At 56.5% G+C, this 16,983-nt stretch carries 13 protein-coding genes and 1 tRNA gene; 6 read left to right on the plus strand and 8 right to left on the minus strand.

Features of this window, described 5'->3' with window-relative positions; translation table 11 throughout:
• Positions 1–128: 128 nt before the first annotated feature.
• From SB756_RS16565 to SB756_RS16585, 5 genes are all read left to right on the plus strand, one after another.
• On the plus strand, positions 129–1,550 hold the full coding sequence (locus SB756_RS16565) for a tyrosine-type recombinase/integrase (RefSeq protein WP_410911152.1): 1,422 nt from the start codon (positions 129–131) through the stop codon (positions 1,548–1,550).
• A 281-nt stretch (positions 1,551–1,831) separates the two neighbouring features.
• Positions 1,832–2,032 carry a helix-turn-helix domain-containing protein gene (locus SB756_RS16570; protein ID WP_410911153.1) on the plus strand — a complete coding sequence of 67 codons (201 nt, stop codon included), beginning with the start codon at positions 1,832–1,834 and terminating at the stop codon, positions 2,030–2,032.
• A gap of 10 nt (positions 2,033–2,042) precedes the next feature.
• Positions 2,043–4,196, plus strand: coding sequence for a DUF3987 domain-containing protein (locus SB756_RS16575; RefSeq protein WP_410911154.1), 2,154 nt, complete (start codon positions 2,043–2,045; stop codon positions 4,194–4,196).
• A gap of 137 nt (positions 4,197–4,333) precedes the next feature.
• Positions 4,334–4,732, plus strand: a complete 399-nt coding sequence (locus SB756_RS16580; protein ID WP_410911155.1) for a hypothetical protein — start codon at positions 4,334–4,336, stop codon at positions 4,730–4,732.
• 89 nt (positions 4,733–4,821) lie between these two features.
• On the plus strand, positions 4,822–5,037 hold the full coding sequence (locus SB756_RS16585; RefSeq protein ID WP_410911156.1) for a hypothetical protein: 216 nt from the start codon (positions 4,822–4,824) through the stop codon (positions 5,035–5,037).
• 419 nt (positions 5,038–5,456) lie between these two features.
• On the opposite strand, the gene SB756_RS16590 is transcribed toward SB756_RS16585, so the two are convergent.
• From SB756_RS16590 to SB756_RS16620, 7 genes are all read right to left on the minus strand, one after another.
• Positions 5,457–6,440: a hypothetical protein gene (locus SB756_RS16590; RefSeq protein ID WP_410911157.1), complete on the minus strand. Its 984-nt coding sequence runs from the start codon at positions 6,438–6,440 to the stop codon at positions 5,457–5,459.
• A complete protein-coding gene (locus tag SB756_RS16595) occupies positions 6,437–7,783 on the minus strand; it encodes a restriction endonuclease subunit S (RefSeq protein ID WP_410911158.1) in 1,347 nt (448 codons plus the stop codon). Before SB756_RS16595 ends, SB756_RS16590 begins: the two co-directional genes overlap by 4 nt.
• Positions 7,776–9,323: an N-6 DNA methylase gene (locus tag SB756_RS16600; protein WP_410911159.1), complete on the minus strand. Its 1,548-nt coding sequence runs from the start codon at positions 9,321–9,323 to the stop codon at positions 7,776–7,778. Before SB756_RS16600 ends, SB756_RS16595 begins: the two co-directional genes overlap by 8 nt.
• Positions 9,324–9,399: 76 nt before the next feature.
• Positions 9,400–10,398 carry an Abi family protein gene (locus SB756_RS16605; protein WP_410911160.1) on the minus strand — a complete coding sequence of 333 codons (999 nt, stop codon included), beginning with the start codon at positions 10,396–10,398 and terminating at the stop codon, positions 9,400–9,402.
• Positions 10,399–10,684: 286 nt separating this feature from the next.
• On the minus strand, positions 10,685–14,161 hold the full coding sequence (gene hsdR / locus SB756_RS16610; RefSeq protein ID WP_410911161.1) for a type I restriction-modification system endonuclease: 3,477 nt from the start codon (positions 14,159–14,161) through the stop codon (positions 10,685–10,687).
• Between the two features lie 584 nt (positions 14,162–14,745).
• Positions 14,746–15,144 (minus strand): hypothetical protein, encoded by a 399-nt coding sequence (locus SB756_RS16615; RefSeq protein WP_410911162.1) that lies wholly within the window; start codon positions 15,142–15,144, stop codon positions 14,746–14,748.
• Positions 15,145–15,435: 291 nt separating this feature from the next.
• Positions 15,436–16,176, minus strand: coding sequence for a hypothetical protein (locus SB756_RS16620; protein WP_410911163.1), 741 nt, complete (start codon positions 16,174–16,176; stop codon positions 15,436–15,438).
• A gap of 147 nt (positions 16,177–16,323) precedes the next feature.
• Here SB756_RS16620 and SB756_RS16625 point away from each other — a divergent pair, with 147 nt between their 5' ends.
• A complete protein-coding gene (locus tag SB756_RS16625; RefSeq protein WP_410911164.1) occupies positions 16,324–16,719 on the plus strand; it encodes a DUF6173 family protein in 396 nt (131 codons plus the stop codon).
• Positions 16,720–16,893: 174 nt separating this feature from the next.
• On the opposite strand, the gene SB756_RS16630 is transcribed toward SB756_RS16625, so the two are convergent.
• A tRNA-Ile gene (locus SB756_RS16630) sits at positions 16,894–16,970 on the minus strand.
• Positions 16,971–16,983: the final 13 nt, after the last annotated feature.

The raw sequence follows: 16,983 nt of genomic DNA on the forward strand, positions 1-16,983 counted from the left end.
TGTTCTTTAGACCAGAAGAATCCTTTGAAAATCACAGGCCGGCGCCCATCCTTTGTTTGTGCCTGTTCGCTTATGTGCGCCAGTGACCGGGCCCTATATAGATTTTTGTAGACACGGGAGAAACGGCCATGGGCGACTTCACCAACGTGACTGTAGATGCAGCGAAGAAGGAGGCCTGCAAACTCGGCGCCGATGTGTGGAAAACCGAGGGTGGTACGCGGGGCACAGGCCGTTTGCGGCTGCGCGCTTCACCGCATGGCATCGTCACCTACTTTTTCCGCTACAGCCTGAACGGTAAACAGATTCAACTGCGTATCTATGAAGAGGGACTGGCCGAAGCCCGGCTGGAAGCGGATCGCCTGTCGCTGCTGTACCGCCAAGGCATCACCGATCTGCACCAGCATGCCAAGCTGGAAGCTAAGGCAGAGCAGGCACGGCTGGCGGTGGAAGCTGCCCAGTTGGATGTGCTGAAGCAGGCAGAAGCAGCAAGGGCCCGTCAAGGCAACTTCGCCCAGTTGCTCGATGCCTACACCGCCGACATGGAACGCCGGGGCAAGACCAGCACCAAAGAGGTTCGCGGCTCGCTCAATCTCAATGTGCTGGCGCCGTTTCCTGAGCTGGTGGCCAAGCCAGCCAAGGAAATTCAGCCTACCGATGTATCTGCGATCCTGCGCCACTGCCTGACGCGACCCGTGGCCAACAAGGGGCGGGGCAAGCGGCTGACCCCCGCCAGCGCCACCAATGGCAAGTTGCGGCAGACTGCGAAGCTGCGCGCCTACCTGCAAGCCGCGTTCGCCTTCGGCCTAGGCTTCGACCTGAACCCCCTGCGCCCTGCCGATGCCGTGTTGTTCGGCCTGACCGCCAACCCGGTGCGGGATGTGCCCACCATCGAAGGTGCCGACCGGGCGGAAACCTGGGCGCTAACCAAGGACGAATTGAAGGTGGTACTCGAAGCCATCGAAGGCCTACCCGAGCGTCACCGTGCCCTCGCCAAGAGCATGCTGTACCTGGCCGGGCAACGGGTCGAGATGCTGTGCCGTGTCACCTGGGCCGACTTCTACGACGACGCAGAGCATGGGGCGGTGATGCAGCTGACGGATCTGAAGGGCGGCAAGGGCACGCCGCCCCGTGCGCATTTATTGCCGATGACAGCACGCTTGACCGAGGTCATGGCGCCGCTGCTGGCGCTTCGAGGGACTGGCGCCCCTGGCCCCTTCAGCCTGCGCGGGGATCGCACCGCCACGCCCGGCAGCCTGCAAGGGATATTCAGCGCCCTGGGTGACCTGCTGGCCGGGCAGGGCAAGACCCGGCGCTTTACCTGGAGGCATATGCGGGCAACTGTGGAGACCCACCTAGCCGGGCTTGGGGTGAATCAGGAACGGCGCGCATGGCTGCTTTCGCATGGCCGGTCCGGTGTCCAAGCCAAGCACTACGACCGCTATAGCTACCTGCCCGAGAAGAAGACGGACCTGGAGAAGTGGGCACGCTACTTGGATCAGTTGGCCAGCGGCGAAGCCGCCAAGGTCGTGCAAATCAGACCAACGGCATAAACCATTAGAATCTCCCACGGATACCAATTTTCGTGGGTGATTTTGTGAATTAATAGGCTGTTTGCAGAATAATTAATCGCATTTCTATTTGGTCTTAAGTAAAGCGTGGTTTTGCACAAGTTTCTTGTGCGGTTACACGTTTTAGCACACATACAACTATTGACGGCCATGTGCAGAGGAGTATTGTTTGAATCACTGCTTCCACGGATGCAGATCGGCAGTCGTAATATTCGAGACGACTTAAAAAGTTTCACAAAATTAAGTCTCTCGGAGTACGCACCATGGCCTCAGAAATCACCCCTATTGTGCTGTCACCAAATGACGCTGCTAAAGCGCTGTCTATCTCCCGCAGTTCAATCTACGCATTAATGCGCAACGGTGCTTTGCCGTGGGTGCAATTCGGTGCTGATCGCCGTATTCATATCGACGAGATAAAACGTCTGGCAATCGAAGGTGTTCCGTCGGCCGTAAAAAAAGCTTAGTGGGTGATATATGACTCTTGACGATATCTTTGGCTACGTCGGGGAATTGAACCGCTGGGTTCCTTTTAAATTGGTCTGGAATTCCAAACGCAACAAGCACGACAAGGTTCCCGATAACGGCCGCCATGGATTATCCACTACCGATCCGCTTGACTGGCGTCCACTAATCACTGCACTGCAAATTGCCAAGGAAGGGTTTGGCCTATCCGGTGTAGGCTTCGTCATGACCGACGGCATCGAAGTAGACGGGCTCACGCTGGTTGGCTTCGACTTCGATGGCGTGGGTGAAGAGTTCAACCTGCCGTTTGAAACGTACACCGAGTGGTCGCCCTCGGGTAAAGGCGTCCGCGCCTTCGCTTGGGCGCCGACGACTTGGTGCAAAAAATATAAGGATTCCAACGACACCAAGCCGCCATTCTGCGAGCACGCCGAAATCTATATTGGCTCGGCGCCACGCTTCCTGACTGTGACCTTCGACACTATCCAGATGCTTGAGTTTAAACAGCTTGAGCCAAAGGATTTAAAAGCTATCGCGTCGTGGGGCATGAAGCCATACGTTGAAAAGTTCGAGGTGCCCATTGCACCGGACACGGCCGGCAAACCAGCTGACTTGGCCCGCATCCGCCTTACCGTCGACATGAAGAAGCTTATCGACGGCACACATTATGGCGATAAGTCCAAGACAATGCAGGGCCTTATTATCCGCTTGCTGGACAGCAACGTATCCAATGAAGACGTGCTGGCCACGTTGGTTAAAACGCCTGCGCTCTGGCAATACCTTTTAGCCCACCGTAGTGACGAGGAAACTAAAGCGCTCAAGTTTGCACACAACGAGATTAATAAAGCGTTCCCTCTATCCATAAAGGGCAAGCGGGCAAAGCTTGTTTCGTTCAACGACAACTGGAGCGACAAGCTTGTGACCGCTGCCGACGAGATCCCCGACTTCGGCCCCCCGACCTTCCCCATGCACATATACGACACCGCGCCCGGTTTGGTGGGTGAGATTGCCCGCTGGATCATGCGTGCATCACGCGCCCCGAGGGAGGAATTCTCCTACGCCGCTGCGCTGTCCGTAGTGGCCTGCCTGATCGGCCCGTACTGCACCGTAGGAGGGGGCATCCTCAATCTCTATATCGCCCTGGTCGGTGGCACCGGCACCGGTAAGACCGAGGCCATCAAGGCCGGGCTCAGGCTGCTGTCGGCCACCGACGCCAAGGATTGCGTGATGGACTTCCCTGCGTCCGAGGCGGCGCTACGGCGCCAGCTGGGCGTGACGCCCAATGTCATTATCCGAATCGACGAGCTGGCGCATAAGATCGACGGCCTCAAGGACACTGCCAACGGCTCTTCCATGAGCCGCGCCATCCTTGAGGGCTACGACGGTGACCGGATGCCGCCGAAGGTCTACGCCGACGAGAAGAAGACCCTGCCGGCAGTGGAAAACCCCTTCATGCAGATACTGGGCGGCACCACGGACAAGGTGTGGGAGACGCTCCAGACCCGGCACCTGGAGGACGGCACGATCAACCGCTTCCTGTTCGTCTGCCTGCCCGACGATGTGCTGTACGTCGAGAATGCATCGCCGTGCCATGCCATTGAGAAGGCCCTACAGGATCGGCTCAATGCGTTTTTCCGCGCCGGTCGGATGCGCGACCTGATCGGCGACGTGCCGGGTCTCAGGTTCGGCCGTCAAGTCGAGTTCAGCCCCGAGGCGAGGGAGGCAATGAGGGCGCTGGGGCCTGAACAGTTCGCTAATCAGCGGGGTGAGTATGGGGCGCTGTACGGCCGGTTCGCACAGCATGTCGGCAAGGTCGCGGCCATCCTCACTGTGAGTGATGGGCGCGTCGAGGTCGGCATGCGAGAGTTCGAGCAGGCCCTGGCATTCGTGACCTGGAGCGTCGAGACCACGTTGAGCAAGATCGGCAGTACGTTGGCCGGGAGTTTGTTCGAAAAGAGCGTGAAACGTGTGACCAGAAAGCTACAGAAGGCCAAGGGCGGCAGGATGACCATGCGCGAGCTGTATCGAGCCTTGACCATCACGCGGCGGGAAATGGACGAAATCGTGGCGGTGATGGAGTTGAGCGGGACGGTCACTCAGGAGGGTGACTGGGTGGTGCTTAGCTGTCAGAAAAAGGGGGCTGACTTGTCAGAAAAAGAGGTCTGACTGTCAGAAAATGTCAGTAGGACACCGGGCAGCTGTCAGCTGACAGTCAGACCTCATTTTCTGACAGCACCAGCCGCTCTACACCGGTGGTTTGAGTACTAGTGTCAAAAAAAACAAATAAATTAATTCTCATGTAAATGAGCATTTTTACGGGTTTTAATGGCGTTTCAACGTGTTTTTATGCCATTCAGCGTCCGCGTGTTTTTTCAGGGAAAAACTCTGACAGCCCTCTGGATGGGGCGGTGAAAATGAAAGCGAAACTTCTCGTGCATGGTAGCCACGCCAGGTCCATTACCTCGCCGGACGAGGTTGAGCGGCTGCTGACCATGGGCTGGCTACTGGCTGCACCGAAGCCCAAAACGCGGATGGCAGCCAAAATGCGTGCGCTGAACAGCCGCCGCCGGGCTCAAGGTTGGACGACGAGAACGCTTTGGTTCAGCCCCGAAGACCTCGCTGCTGTGAAGGCGGCGCTGCTCCCAGGCGAAAGCTACGCAGAATTATTTGTTCGATTGGTCAGGAAAAACTCTTTGATGTAAAGAAAACTGTGGCAGCAGGCACACAACTAGAAAAACGGCCAGCATCTTTATCGGAAGGCTGTAACCCGCAAACTATGAGGCCTGGGAGAATGAAAGATCATCTGATGCTTGAGTTTTATAAATCTCAAACAAACTTCGACGACGATATTTTCGCCCGCTGGTGCGCCTGGTGTATCGACCATGCTGAGCCGCATGGTTCCTACAGCGAGTTTGTTGGGCGTCTTAAACGCTGCCATCTGGCGCAGATGCGTGTGCGGTGTGGCAGGTCCGGCGGCGACCAGTTGGTGCGTATAGGACACCGATAAACAGGGCTACAAAGCCACTACAAGAGGATTTATAGTCCCTAGGTTTGGTACTTAGTAACGCGGTCTGTAGAGGTTTCGGAGAGTGGGAATGGCATTTTCGTGTCTACATCGTACCTATTAACAGGTTCGAACCGCCTATCGACCTCCTGTGAGGCTCTAGCAGAAACGCAGGCACGTGGCTTGTAGTCCCAGTTGTCCCAATGTCTCTCGGGTTAAACGCACAGCAGGCTCAGCACCTCCTGGATCAAAGCCCAGCCACACGAGCCCGAGATGCCGCCACTCGACACCGCTCCGCAGATCGACCCGGATAGCCAGCGCCTGGTCGCGGGAAACGCATGTGGCAGCCTAGAACCCTTCCAGGGTAATCAGTAAAAGCTGGGCACTGTACCGCCAGCGTACTGCTCTCTATCGAGAAGCGGTCAGGCTGTTGGTACGGCCCTGAGCAGTTGAACTAAACGCACGAACTCCGCGTTGTCACTGTCACTTTTCCAGCGATTGGCGAACCAGCATACTATTTGCAAATTACTCGGTTCGTAGTGGCCATCGCTGTCTATACGATCCAGGGAACAAACCAGTTCCCGATCCAATTCCGACCCCAAATGCTGCAGCGGTATGCCTGTAAGCGCGCACAAGCCTTCCTGCAGGGTGAAGAGCTCTTCCAGGTAGGCGCGTAGCTCATCTTCATCAAGGAAGCCAAAGCTTTTGATTTTGACCGTGCGTTTTTCTTCCTGACCGTTGGCAGCTTGCGTCGTTTGCCAGGCTGTTCGCGCCATATTGAACGCTGACCGCTGGAGGTCTCCAAAGGATGTCACTGGGCTGGCTTTGTGTAAGCTCGGTTTGTCCTTCCACTCTTTGCGGTCATGCCAAGGGCTCAGATCTTTACCAAATACAAGCGCCAGAGCGTACTCGGCGTAGTCTGGGGACAATTGCTGAAGCGTGGCCTCGGTTGAGAGGAAGTCGCGCGCCTTGGGGTGAAGGCCGTTCCACTCTAAAGGGCTGCCGTTCAGGCTCTTGCTTGACCAAGGCTTGCACGGTTTATGGCAAACATAGACCGGCTTGGGCGTTTTCCCGGTTGGGTCTTCACTCAGTTCAAAAGTTGGAGAGTCGGGCAACGACTCGGTCCACCAGAGTGTGTTCTTTTCCCGGTGAATCCAGATATCGCTAGAGGTTTCGGCGATGGTGGTCATCAGGTTGAACCAACGGGAAGCGACGGAGCGTGTTGGAGCCACACCGAGTGCCGTTCGCTCGACATTCATTGACGTCAGTATGAATGCCTCGCGGTTGCCGGCTAACCAAAGGTCGTGGGTTTTAAAGGAGTTCATGGTCGCCACCGTCGAGCGGCGAAGGCAGTTGGGCCACTCGTAGTTTTCCCGTCCGAAGTTGGCAATGAACACTCGCTTCATACGTTTTTCCGCCCGCGCTTGGCTTTTGGGACGGTGGCACGCTGGTCTTTGATTCGCTCCAGCAACACAACGGCAGGTTCGTCGTTCGGGTCTTGTGGCACCAGTTCTCCACGGAAGGCTTTGGCTAAGATGCTTTGTGTAAGACGATCGATACGAGTTTTGGCCGAGACGACTCTGGCTTCCAGTTGATCGGCGAAGGAGAAGAGTTGTTCGACGCGACGGACGATTTCTATCTGCTCTTCCAATGTTGGCAGCGGAACTTGCATTGCCTTTAGCTCTTTAACCCCCTTCAAATTAGGGATTGCGGAGCCTGTACTGTTATCGAGCAAATCCTTCTGGAAGCTTGGTGATCTAAAAATTATTTTGAAGAATGCATCGCTGTATAGTGATGGATTTAAACGTACCCGCAGCAAGGCCTGATTTATTATTCCCGGCTCACTTCCAGGAGGCACTTGAGTGATACGACCAAGACTTACACCCGAACAGCTAATCAGAAAGTCTCCAGGCTCAACAGCGAAAGCCTCCATTTCCTCAAATTTTTGGGGGGAGATGTAGTATCTCGCAAATGTACAGTCGTCATTAATTGGGCAATATTGCTCGTAGACCTTATATCCATGCGCAATAAACATACTTTTCGTAAGGGAACTTCCGAAGGGCCCTCGTTTGAACGCATCTTTATTATTTTTGAGAATTTCTGCCCACGAGGTACTCGACCAAACATCTAAGCAAAGCTTTTCTCGCCACTCTTCCGTCAACCGCCCAGTAACCGCTGCGGCGAGTACAGATTGGCGGAAGCATTTGAGCAACGCGGGCATGGCGTCGATGCGGGCTTTGAGGGTATCGACCTGGGCCAGCAGCTCATCAACTTTTTGAGCAATGCGGGTTTGTTCAGCGAGAGGTGGCAGCACAAATGGAGCAGATTTAGCTTGCTGAGTGCCCAAGCGCGGCATCCGCATCCCATGCGAAACATTGCTTACATACTCAATGAAGCCAGGGGAACGCATTGAGTAAAAAAGGTAATTCTTGTCGAGTAGCCCCGGCGATATGGCAATGACTTCGCTGGAGCAAAAGCCATCCCGATCAGCCCTTACAACCTTGTTCAGGTAGGGCCGCAGTTTCCCGTAGAGTACATCCCCGGCATAGAAACGATTTTTAGAGCTTTTCGGTGCGCGCTCTCCAACAGTTTTCCGGTCCAGCACCTTGCCTGAGTCGCGCTCAATGTCCTCAAGTTCAAGAAGCCAGACATCTGCTGGCAAATCAGTCGGGCTAACTGTTTCGTTGTCGGCGTAGCTCACAACCTGCCCCAAGGTGGTTCTGATCCAGCCTTTGGGCAGCTCACTCATTGCCATTCTCCTGAGCCACCATCAACCCCATCACCTCCGCCATTAACTGCTTCTGCGCCGCCACTTCATCCCCAGCCCCCAGCGCCTTCATCAGTTCTTCCAGCTCATGCAGGGCTTCGGTCAGTTCGGCCATGGCTTCACCGGCCAGCACCTCAGGGGCGGGTAGGTCTGCGGCGTCCAGGCTGTCGGCATCTTTTAGCCAACTGATGTCCAGTGAGTCACCGCGTTCGCGGATCTGCTCGCGGGTAAACACGCGGAAGCGGCTGGTTTCGCCGATACCTTCGACATTTTCGGCGCGTGGGCTATTGCCGTTGGCATCCTTGCCATAGGCCTCTTCGAAGGGTTTGAGGTGAGCGGTACCGAATGGGGTGCGCTTGCCGAAGCTGGGCATATTGCTGCGCAGGTCATATACCCATACACGGTGGGTGCAGCCTTGCTCCTGACGCGGGTTGTCGGTGGTGCCCTTCTGGAAGAACAGTACGTTGGTCTTCACGCCCTGGGCGTAGAAGATGCCGGTGGGTAGACGCAGGATGGTGTGTAGGTTGCACTTGTCCATCAGGTCGCGGCGTACGTCGGTGCCGACGCCGGCTTCGAACAAGACGTTGTCCGGCAGCACCACGGCGGCCCGGCCGCCGGGCTTGAGGCCCCGGTAGATATGCTGGAGAAAGGCCAGTTGCTTGTTGCTTGTCTTGTAGGTGAGGTCGTCGCGGGTTGGGCCGCCGCCGCCCTTGGCCGTGCCGAAGGGCGGGTTGGAGAGGATCACGTCGACCTTTGGCAGTTTGGCGCCGGTTTGGCCGAGAGCGTTGCCCAGGTGAACCACGCCTTCCTCGTCGCCTTCCATGCCGTGCAGCAGGGTGTTCATCAGGGCCAGACGGCGGGTGCCAGGCACCAGTTCAACGCCTACAAAAGCGCGGTTGCGCTGGAAGGTCTGGGCCTTGGCGTCGAGGTCGTAGTGGTCGTCGGTGTGGCTTTTGATATAGGCGTCGGCGGCAATCAGGAAGCCGGCGGTGCCGGCGGCCGGGTCTTGAATGACTTCGCCAGGTTGTGGGCGGATGACGCGGATGATGCTGTCGATCAGCGGGCGCGGGGTGAAGTACTGGCCGGCACCGGATTTGGTTTCGCTGGCGTTCTTTTCCAGCAGGCCTTCGTAGAGGTCGCCGAGGCCGTCCTGGCGGGCGCTGAACCAGTCGATACCGTCCAGGCTCTTGATCAGTTGCTCCAAGTGGCGCGGCTCTTTCAGGCGAGTCTGGGCGTCGGCATATATGGCGGCTATCAGCGGGTCGCTGTTCTTGCCAAGATCCAGCAGCATCTGCCGGTAGTGATCAAGCAGGTTGAGCCCGGACTTACCGGCCAGGTCCGGCCAGCGCGCACCCTCGGGCAGCTTGTGGGCGAAGCTGTCGTTATTCTGCACCTGCTCGTATTCCATCTTGATGAACAGAAGCAAAACCAGCTCGGTGACGTAGTCGCTGTAGTTGATGCCGTCGTCGCGTAGGACGTCGCAGAGGTTCCAGAGTTTCTGGACGATGTCGGAGTTGGTCATGGGACACTCTTAGTGGGGCAGGGCGCAAGCCGAATAAGTCGGCTATTCGGCTCACAGGATTGAATGGGTGGTGTGCTCAGCTAGGCGCTTGCCAGAACGGGTCGTTCTGCCAGTCGGGCGGGAAGCCCATGGCTGCCAGATTGATTTCCGCGAACTCGTTCAACAGCTCATGCAAACGCCTATCCCAACTTGTATGCGGGCTGACTTGGCGCATCAGCAAGTTGAGGATGCACAGCACCGTGAACATGCGAGCGTGTTGTCCAGGATTTTGCAGGTGTTGCGGCCAAGGGAAGTTGGCCGTTTTGGGTAGTTCGGGACGGATACCCAGTTCGCGGTTCCACAGCCGGGCGTGATGCGCGCAGATGTTGCGAATGGTGGTCAGGGTGTGCAGCCAGGACTGCAGCAGTGGTCCGGGCAAGGCCATGCGTCGGGCGATGGCTTTTTTGTCGGCATCGCGTGCCAGACCTTTGAACAGGTGCGAGAGCTCGCCCAGGGTGATTTCTTCCATGGCGGCCCAGGCGGGCATGAGGTCGGGTGCGTCGTAAGTCAGCGTGTAATGGCGTGCATAGCTTTCCTTGGCGCGCAGGCCTTTGAGTTGCGCTTTGCGGGCATCAGGCGCTTGTGAGGCGTCGATGCGCCGGCATTCGCGCACATGGTCCTGACGCGCCTTGTCCTGTTTGCTGCGAATACTGTCGAGCAGCACCTGGTGACGATAATCGCGCTGGAAGAAACGACTCTCCAGATACCAGTGAGCGCCATATTGTGGCCCCATGTGGTTGCTGATGGCCGCTCTTGCCGCGACTTCAATGCGTTCAATTGCATCGATGACCAGCAGGCGCAGGCGTCGGTCGAAATCGTACAGGCGAGTGAGTGCTAGTAGACGCGTACCGGGTTTGAAACCGTGCTCGGCATCCTCCGAGAGTTGGAAAGGGCGCATGTAAGGCGTGAGGCGAAAGAAGCTCACAGCTTCGAGAAAACAGTGCGCCTTGCCTTCGTCCTGAATGGTAAGCCCACGTTGTTTGAGTAGGGCCAACTGCGCAGGAATATCAATGGCTGGCTTGCTGAAGGGCTTCATGCGGAAAAACTACCGGGCATAAAAAACCCGCTCAATTTGTGCGTAGCTGCCGAAGCAACCATAGGCATGGCGGGTGTGTTGCGTGAGAGGTTATGCACAGCTGCATCGTTTTGCAAGATATTTGGCACTGCAGTGATGAGCGGATACGCCGTTTTGTAGGTCGTTTTGGCGGCCAGCGGACATAGCTTGTTGCTCAGGTGTGGCGAATGCTCAGGCGCGAGAGCAGGTGTCCTCTGTCCCAGGACTGCGGACACTGACGGCCGGAAAATCATTGAGTGGCCAAGGGTCATCCCGCAGCCGACCACAGGTTGTCATTCAAGGCTTCCAATACTCGATCCAGGTTGCCGCCAAGGTTGCGGTCCAGGCCTTTGAGGCCGCCATCATTCCTGAAGGCATCATTAACCTGTTGCGGGTCGATGATCACTTCGTGCACCAATTGCTTGGCCAGGCGCTCCAGCCAACGACGCTGCACAGGCGTCCAAGATTGCAAGGCATAGATCTTTTGCATGGCATGCGTCACTCGCTGGTCGAACGGCAGCAGCGCTTCGCCGATGGCGGCCTTGCGGATAAAACCGATGATGCTAGCAGCGACTTCCTGGTTAGTCTGGTTGCGCCAGGCGCTTTTCAGGCTGGCTTCGCTGAAACCGTGCTGGTCGAGCAGCAGACGCACCTCACGCAGCTGTTCGCGGGTTAGATCCTTGGGGCGGTTGACCACCACGCCAAGCGCGGCGGACTGGTTGAGTTGATTGTGGATGAAGTCTTGGAAGCTCTCCAGATAGTCGGCGGGCTTTTTGTTCTGTCCGTAATCCTGTCTGCGCTCTTTTAGCTCGTCGGCGTGGGTCGAGATAACGGGGTGGTTCTCCGAACCGAGCAGGGCGCTGACGGTGGCTAGCTGGTTGATCAGTTGGCTGTGCTGGCGAATAAAGTTGGCTGCTTGCTGCGGGCCGAGCTCATGCAGGTGGCTGTGCAGCTTGGCCGGTTCGACGCCCCAGGCATCTTGCAACTCATCGAGCTTTTGCTTGAGGTTCGGTTTGCTCTCGGCCTTGTGTTGGGCTTTGCGCAGGATGCGCATGACGCGCTGGCCCAGTTGTTCGAGTACGTCATGGGCGTGGCTGCTGTCATCCTGGCTGCCAGGCGCATCGTGGCTGGCACTGCCAGTGAGTTCGCTGACCAGTTGCTCTAGGGAGATGTTGGGGTTCTTCACTAGGGGCTTCATGGTGTCGACTGCTTCCAGGCTGGCGTAGAGGTCGACGGGGTCGTAAATGCGGAAAACGGTCTTGCCGATTTCGTCGCAACGACGGGTAGCGCGACCTTTCATCTGCTCATAGAGGATGCGCGAGCGCACGCGGCGCATAAACACTAGATTACAGATTTTCGGCACGTCAATGCCGGTGGTTAGCAGGTCGACGGTTATGGCGATGCTGGGGTTCGGCTCGTTCTTGTAGCGGCGAATCAGCTGCTCAACCTTGTCGCTCTGGCCGGTGATGATGCGCACCGTCGCTTCGTTGTATTGCTCGCCGTAGGCCGCCTTGAAAGCATCATCGAGCAGGGTTTTCACCCGTTCGGCATGAGCCTGGTTGACGCAGAAGATCATGGTCTTTTCCTCGCCGAACGGGTCTAGCTCCTTGGCCAGTTCGTCACAGATGACCTTGTCAAAAGCTGGCGTGATGACGCGGCGGTTGAACGACTCGATATTGAAGGTGAGTTCGTCCTCCAGTTCGGCTACGTCGACTTCGCCAGTCTGGGTGTTGATGACGCTGACCGACTCGCCTTTTTCAAAGCGGATACCGTGCTGGCTGAGCTGGGTTTCGTAGCGGATCGGCGGTTCGTGATCGATCAACCAGTCGTCGGCCACGGCTTCCCGGTAACTGTAGGTGAATACCGGTTTGCCGAAAATTTCGCTGGTGTGTTTGGCTGGCGTGGCCGTGAGGCCAATGCGGCAGGAATCGAAGTGATCGAGCACGCGGCGGTATTGCGAGAGGTATTGGCTGTGATCGCGCACGGCCAGCTCGCCTTCGGTCATCTCCTGGTCGAGCGTGTAACCCCGGTGCGCTTCGTCGACGATGATGCAGTCGAACTCCCCCACGGGTGGTGGGGTATCTGAGCGGAAAATACGGCTGACCATGGCTTGCACGGTGGCCACCTGGACGCGGGTTTCCGCCTCAGATGCCATATCGCCCAGCTCTTTGATGTCGTAGATCTGCGCCAGGGTATGGTTCTGCTCAAGTGTGGTGTCGTTGAATGAGTCGATGGCCTGTTGGCCGAGTGCGCTGCGGTCGACCAGAAACAGAATGCGCTTGAAGCGTTCGGCCTTGAGGAAGCGATACATTAGGCCAATGATAGTGCGGGTTTTACCTGTGCCGGTGGCCATGGCCAGCAGGCAGTCGCGCTGGTTGTTGGCCAGCGCCAGTTCCACGGCCTGGATGGCTTTCTCTTGATAGTCGCGCAGTTTGAGGTAGCTAAAACCTTCTGCTTTGAGCTTGGCCTCCGCTTCCACCTGGCTGCGTTTAAGCAGGTCAAGCAGATCACCCGGCGTGTGGAAGTCTGGCAGCGGCCGGCGTGTGTTGGGCGGGCTGCGCAGGTCACGGAACCAGGTGCCGGACTGCTCGGCGAGCTGCTTGATAAAGGGCCGGCCATTGCAGGCGAACGCAAAGGGCACGCGGAAGTGGCCACCTTGACCGTCGCTCCAGGGCTGTGTTTGACCAGCCTGCAGCCAGGGCAGTTGATGCTCGGTGGAGAGGTTGAACTCGCGTGAATAACGCTCTGCCTGGGGAATGTGGTCGGCAATATTGATGCGTTTACGCTTGGCCTCGACGATGGCGATGGGCGTGAGGCCGGCAAACAGTACGTAGTCGGCACAGGCTTTGGAGCTGCTGGTGGGCCACTCGGCGATGGCCTTGTTCTTACCTTTTTCGGGGCGTGCGCCTTTGCTGTAAGTGAGGTCAAGGGAGTCGGCTTCCCAGCCTGCATCGATCAGCTGCTGGTCGATCAGGATACGGGTGAGATCTTCGCTCAGGTCAAAGCTATTACTGGCCTGCTGGGTCTTCTTGGCAACCTGTTTGCTGGCCTGCGGCTGGGCGGTCAGTCGCTGCTGCAGTGCTTTGAGGCTTTGCTCGTGCTCAGTGCGCAGCTTGTGTAAAGCGGCTTCGTGTTCTGCGGCCAACTGCTTATGGCTGCGTGATTCGGCATCCATCTGCTCGGCGAGTACGGCGTATTCCTCGGCTTCGCGCTTGAGCAGGTCGGCAAGCTGCTGGTTGCTCTCCAACTGCTGGTTGGATTCGCTGAGTTGCGCCTTGAGCTGTTCGATCTGGCTTTGTAGGTCGCGTAGTGGGGCGCTGGGGTCGCTGGGCGTCACAAAGGGGCCGGGCTTGAAGGCGTGGGCGTTCTTGCCGAAGGACTGGTGATACCAGATGGCCAAGGCGCGAGCGACCTTCAGTCCATCCATGGCTTCGCGATGTTGGGTGCAGAACTCGTGAGTAGCTCTATTGCCCTCGACACGCAGGGTATGGAACAGGCTGCGGATGTTCTGATCAAGCTGGATCTCACGGCTGAGCTTATAGAGCAGATCGGACTGGGTGGTGTTGGTGTCGAATTCGATTCCGGCGCGGCTGGCCAAGTCCTGGGCCAGGGCTTCGCCGAGTTGACGCAGTTTGATCAGGGTTGTGTTGGGATCGTTGGCGAACACCTGCTCGGCCATGCTCGCAAGCTGGAGGAAGACGGGATCGTGGTCCTGGAGAAAGTCGAAGTTACTGCTAGCTGCCATGGTCGATCCTTCGGTTGCGTGTCCACTCAGTGCGCAAAGCTTGGCTTCACTATGCGTAAGTTTCAGTAGCTTAACCAAGGTAAGCCAAGTTTGACCATGGCACTGCACTATTAAATAGGCCAATACGTGGCTTGTCCCGGACTCTGCGTGAAATCTGTAATGGCCATCAGTAGGAGGCCGCTTGTGTCGTGTAGCAGGTTTAGCAGATTGTTTTACGTAGCGTGCAAGGGGGAAATCAGCACGAATTCCGTGCTACACAGAGCCCCCAAGTGCCCCTTGGCCGTGGCTGACCAGTGGCCGATGCTTGGCCTCGTGGCACTGTTGCTGGATATGCAACCGTGCTGAGGACAGGACTGGAACGGCATCCCTCACCGCTTGCGGGGCGAATCCACATCCTCATTTGGCATAGAGAGCCAAGCTGCGGCGCCAGATATTAAAAGAATTGGCCCGGCAACATAGGTTACATATACACCCACGTAAGATGCCGTAAGTAATATAAGTACATATATAGCTATTGTGATAAAAAATATTATTGATGCTTTGTCGTGAATCCATTTTTTCATTGTGGAAGCCCTAATCTACTGTCAGTTGTTGCATGGGTAATGTGTCTTGAGCGCCTGAAGCATTACCACTTCCACAGGGGTGTCTGGTGCGTAGGGATGGCCGCTAGACGGGTTGGCGACTTCGTTACTCAGCGCAGAAATTGAGCCTCCATATGCTTCATCCATCTTATTTTTCGGGATGCAAAATAGCCTTGCCGCATACTCCTGCTCAATGTACATGCTTGCCAATACTAGTCCGCGCGAAACACCTATCAGATAGGATGCGTCTCGCTCTTTCTCAGCGGAATTCAGGCTCCTGAAAGATTGAAATCTTTGTACGTCATATCCGGTGGCGTGGGCGGAACCGGTGACGAAGATCAGTAGCAGTGAAAGGATTGTGCTTGTCGGTGACAAGAATTTTTCTCCTTGATTAGGCGACATGCCATGTCGCCACGGCATGCCATACAACGTTCCTTGTCGTCCTAGTCCTTGACCCATCTATCGAGGGGAAACGTAACTGGGGTGATGGCAAGTCCTGCTGCGTTAGAGAATCAGCGCAGCATCGGTGACCCTATCAATTGGCCACTACCATGTCCACCGGTGGCTCGTGACTGGTCTGGGACATCCACCAGCACGGCGGAATCTCCGCCCCCACCTGTGCCGCTCAGCGTACCCCTTGCCTGAAACGCCAAGGGCTTGCATCGCTGCCTTGGCGACCGGCGTACACGAGGACTAGCGCGTAAAGTTGATGCCCCCGAAGTAGTAGCGCTTGATCATGTCGATCGTGTTGGCGGCCCGCTCATTGAGCGGTGCGAAGCGTGGTTCAATTTGAGTGAAGAACTGCTTCGTGACTTCCATGAAGTGCTCTGGGGCATCCGGGTGTGCGAGGTTTTCGAAGACCCCTCCGCGTTTGAACTGCTTCTCAAGGTAAATCGCAACTCCGCCGAGCTTCGATTGCCAGGTGTATGGGTACTCATCCTTCATATCCTCAGGCATCTTCGAGGTGGGCTGGATCAGGGTTGTGCCGTGTGCCAGGACGTTACGGAGAACAAACAGTGCCAGGATTCCCTCTTTAATCTCCGGAGTTACATCCTGATCCAGCCGCGTTCCGTAGTACGACACGCCGCTGTTCTTCACGAGGTTGTCCCAGCCCCCAGAGCTTTCGAGGTCCACCAAGAATTTCTGCAGTAGGCGGGTTGGGGAATCATGCTCCGTCCTGCCCTCGCGCTTGCCTCGCTCTACTGCTGCGTCAAGGTCAGATCTGACCTTCTCGGTCAGAATGGTGCGCACAGTCCCCTCAATGATGGACGCATTGAGTATGAACAGCCCGAAGCCGTGCATATAGCTGAAATACGGGTGGGCTTCTTCGCCTTCTGTTGTTGCCCTGCGCAGGGTTCTTTTGTGCGCGATAGCAAGGCTTTCGTAGGCGAGAAGCAGCGAAGTGGCGGTTTCCCAGCCTCGGTAGCTAGTCATTTCGAGGTTCCATCATGACGGTCGGCCGCTGAGAGTAGCAGAACGCCATTGCATTGATGGGCCAAACACGGCGTATAGGCTCCCTGACTCACCGCAGTTCGATTAGACTCGTGGCGCCTAGCCACCCTCCAGATCGGGACATACCGAATGACTACACCTTTTGACTTGATCACCCAATACAATCGTCCACCGATCATGGACTACACCGATCCAAACCTTGCTAGCGAGTTTTACCGGCGACTTGTGAAGTGGATTAATGACTTTCACAGAGAGCTTGAGGATGAGTACGAGGTTGGCGGACAGCTGGTTAGCTTCGGTAATGAAATCACTTTTTCGTTCACTGAGCTGACCTATTGGAATCCTTCGCTGATTGGGTTCTACGGCAGTAGACCTGATGGCTCACCAGTGAAGCTCATCCAGCACGTTAGTCAGATTAACGTACTGCTGGTTCGCCAGAAGCGCGTTCACCCGGAAGAACCGAAACGTCCCATTGGGTTTGCCAGTTGGGAAGAGTATGACCAGAAGGTGGCTGAAAGGGGTTAGCGCGATCTCTCCACGCTCTCAGTGCGAGCTGGTGTAACCCGACCAGAATCGAAAAAGCCTTGCGATCATGTAAGGCTTTTTATGCCCAAACGGTCTATAGACCTCAAACAGACACGAAAGGCCCAGAAACGAAAAAGCCCCACCCGAAAGGTGAGGCTAAGTCGTTGATTTCATTGGTGGGCCCACACGGACTCGAACCGTGGACCAAAGGATTATGAGTCCTCTGCTCTAACCAACTGAGCTATAGGCCCTCAGTAAGTGGCC

Origin of the sequence: Pseudomonas sp. SIMBA_068, from assembly GCF_046534705.1 — a bacterium.
In the GTDB taxonomy this organism is placed as follows: Bacteria; Pseudomonadota; Gammaproteobacteria; order Pseudomonadales; family Pseudomonadaceae; genus Aquipseudomonas; species Aquipseudomonas putida.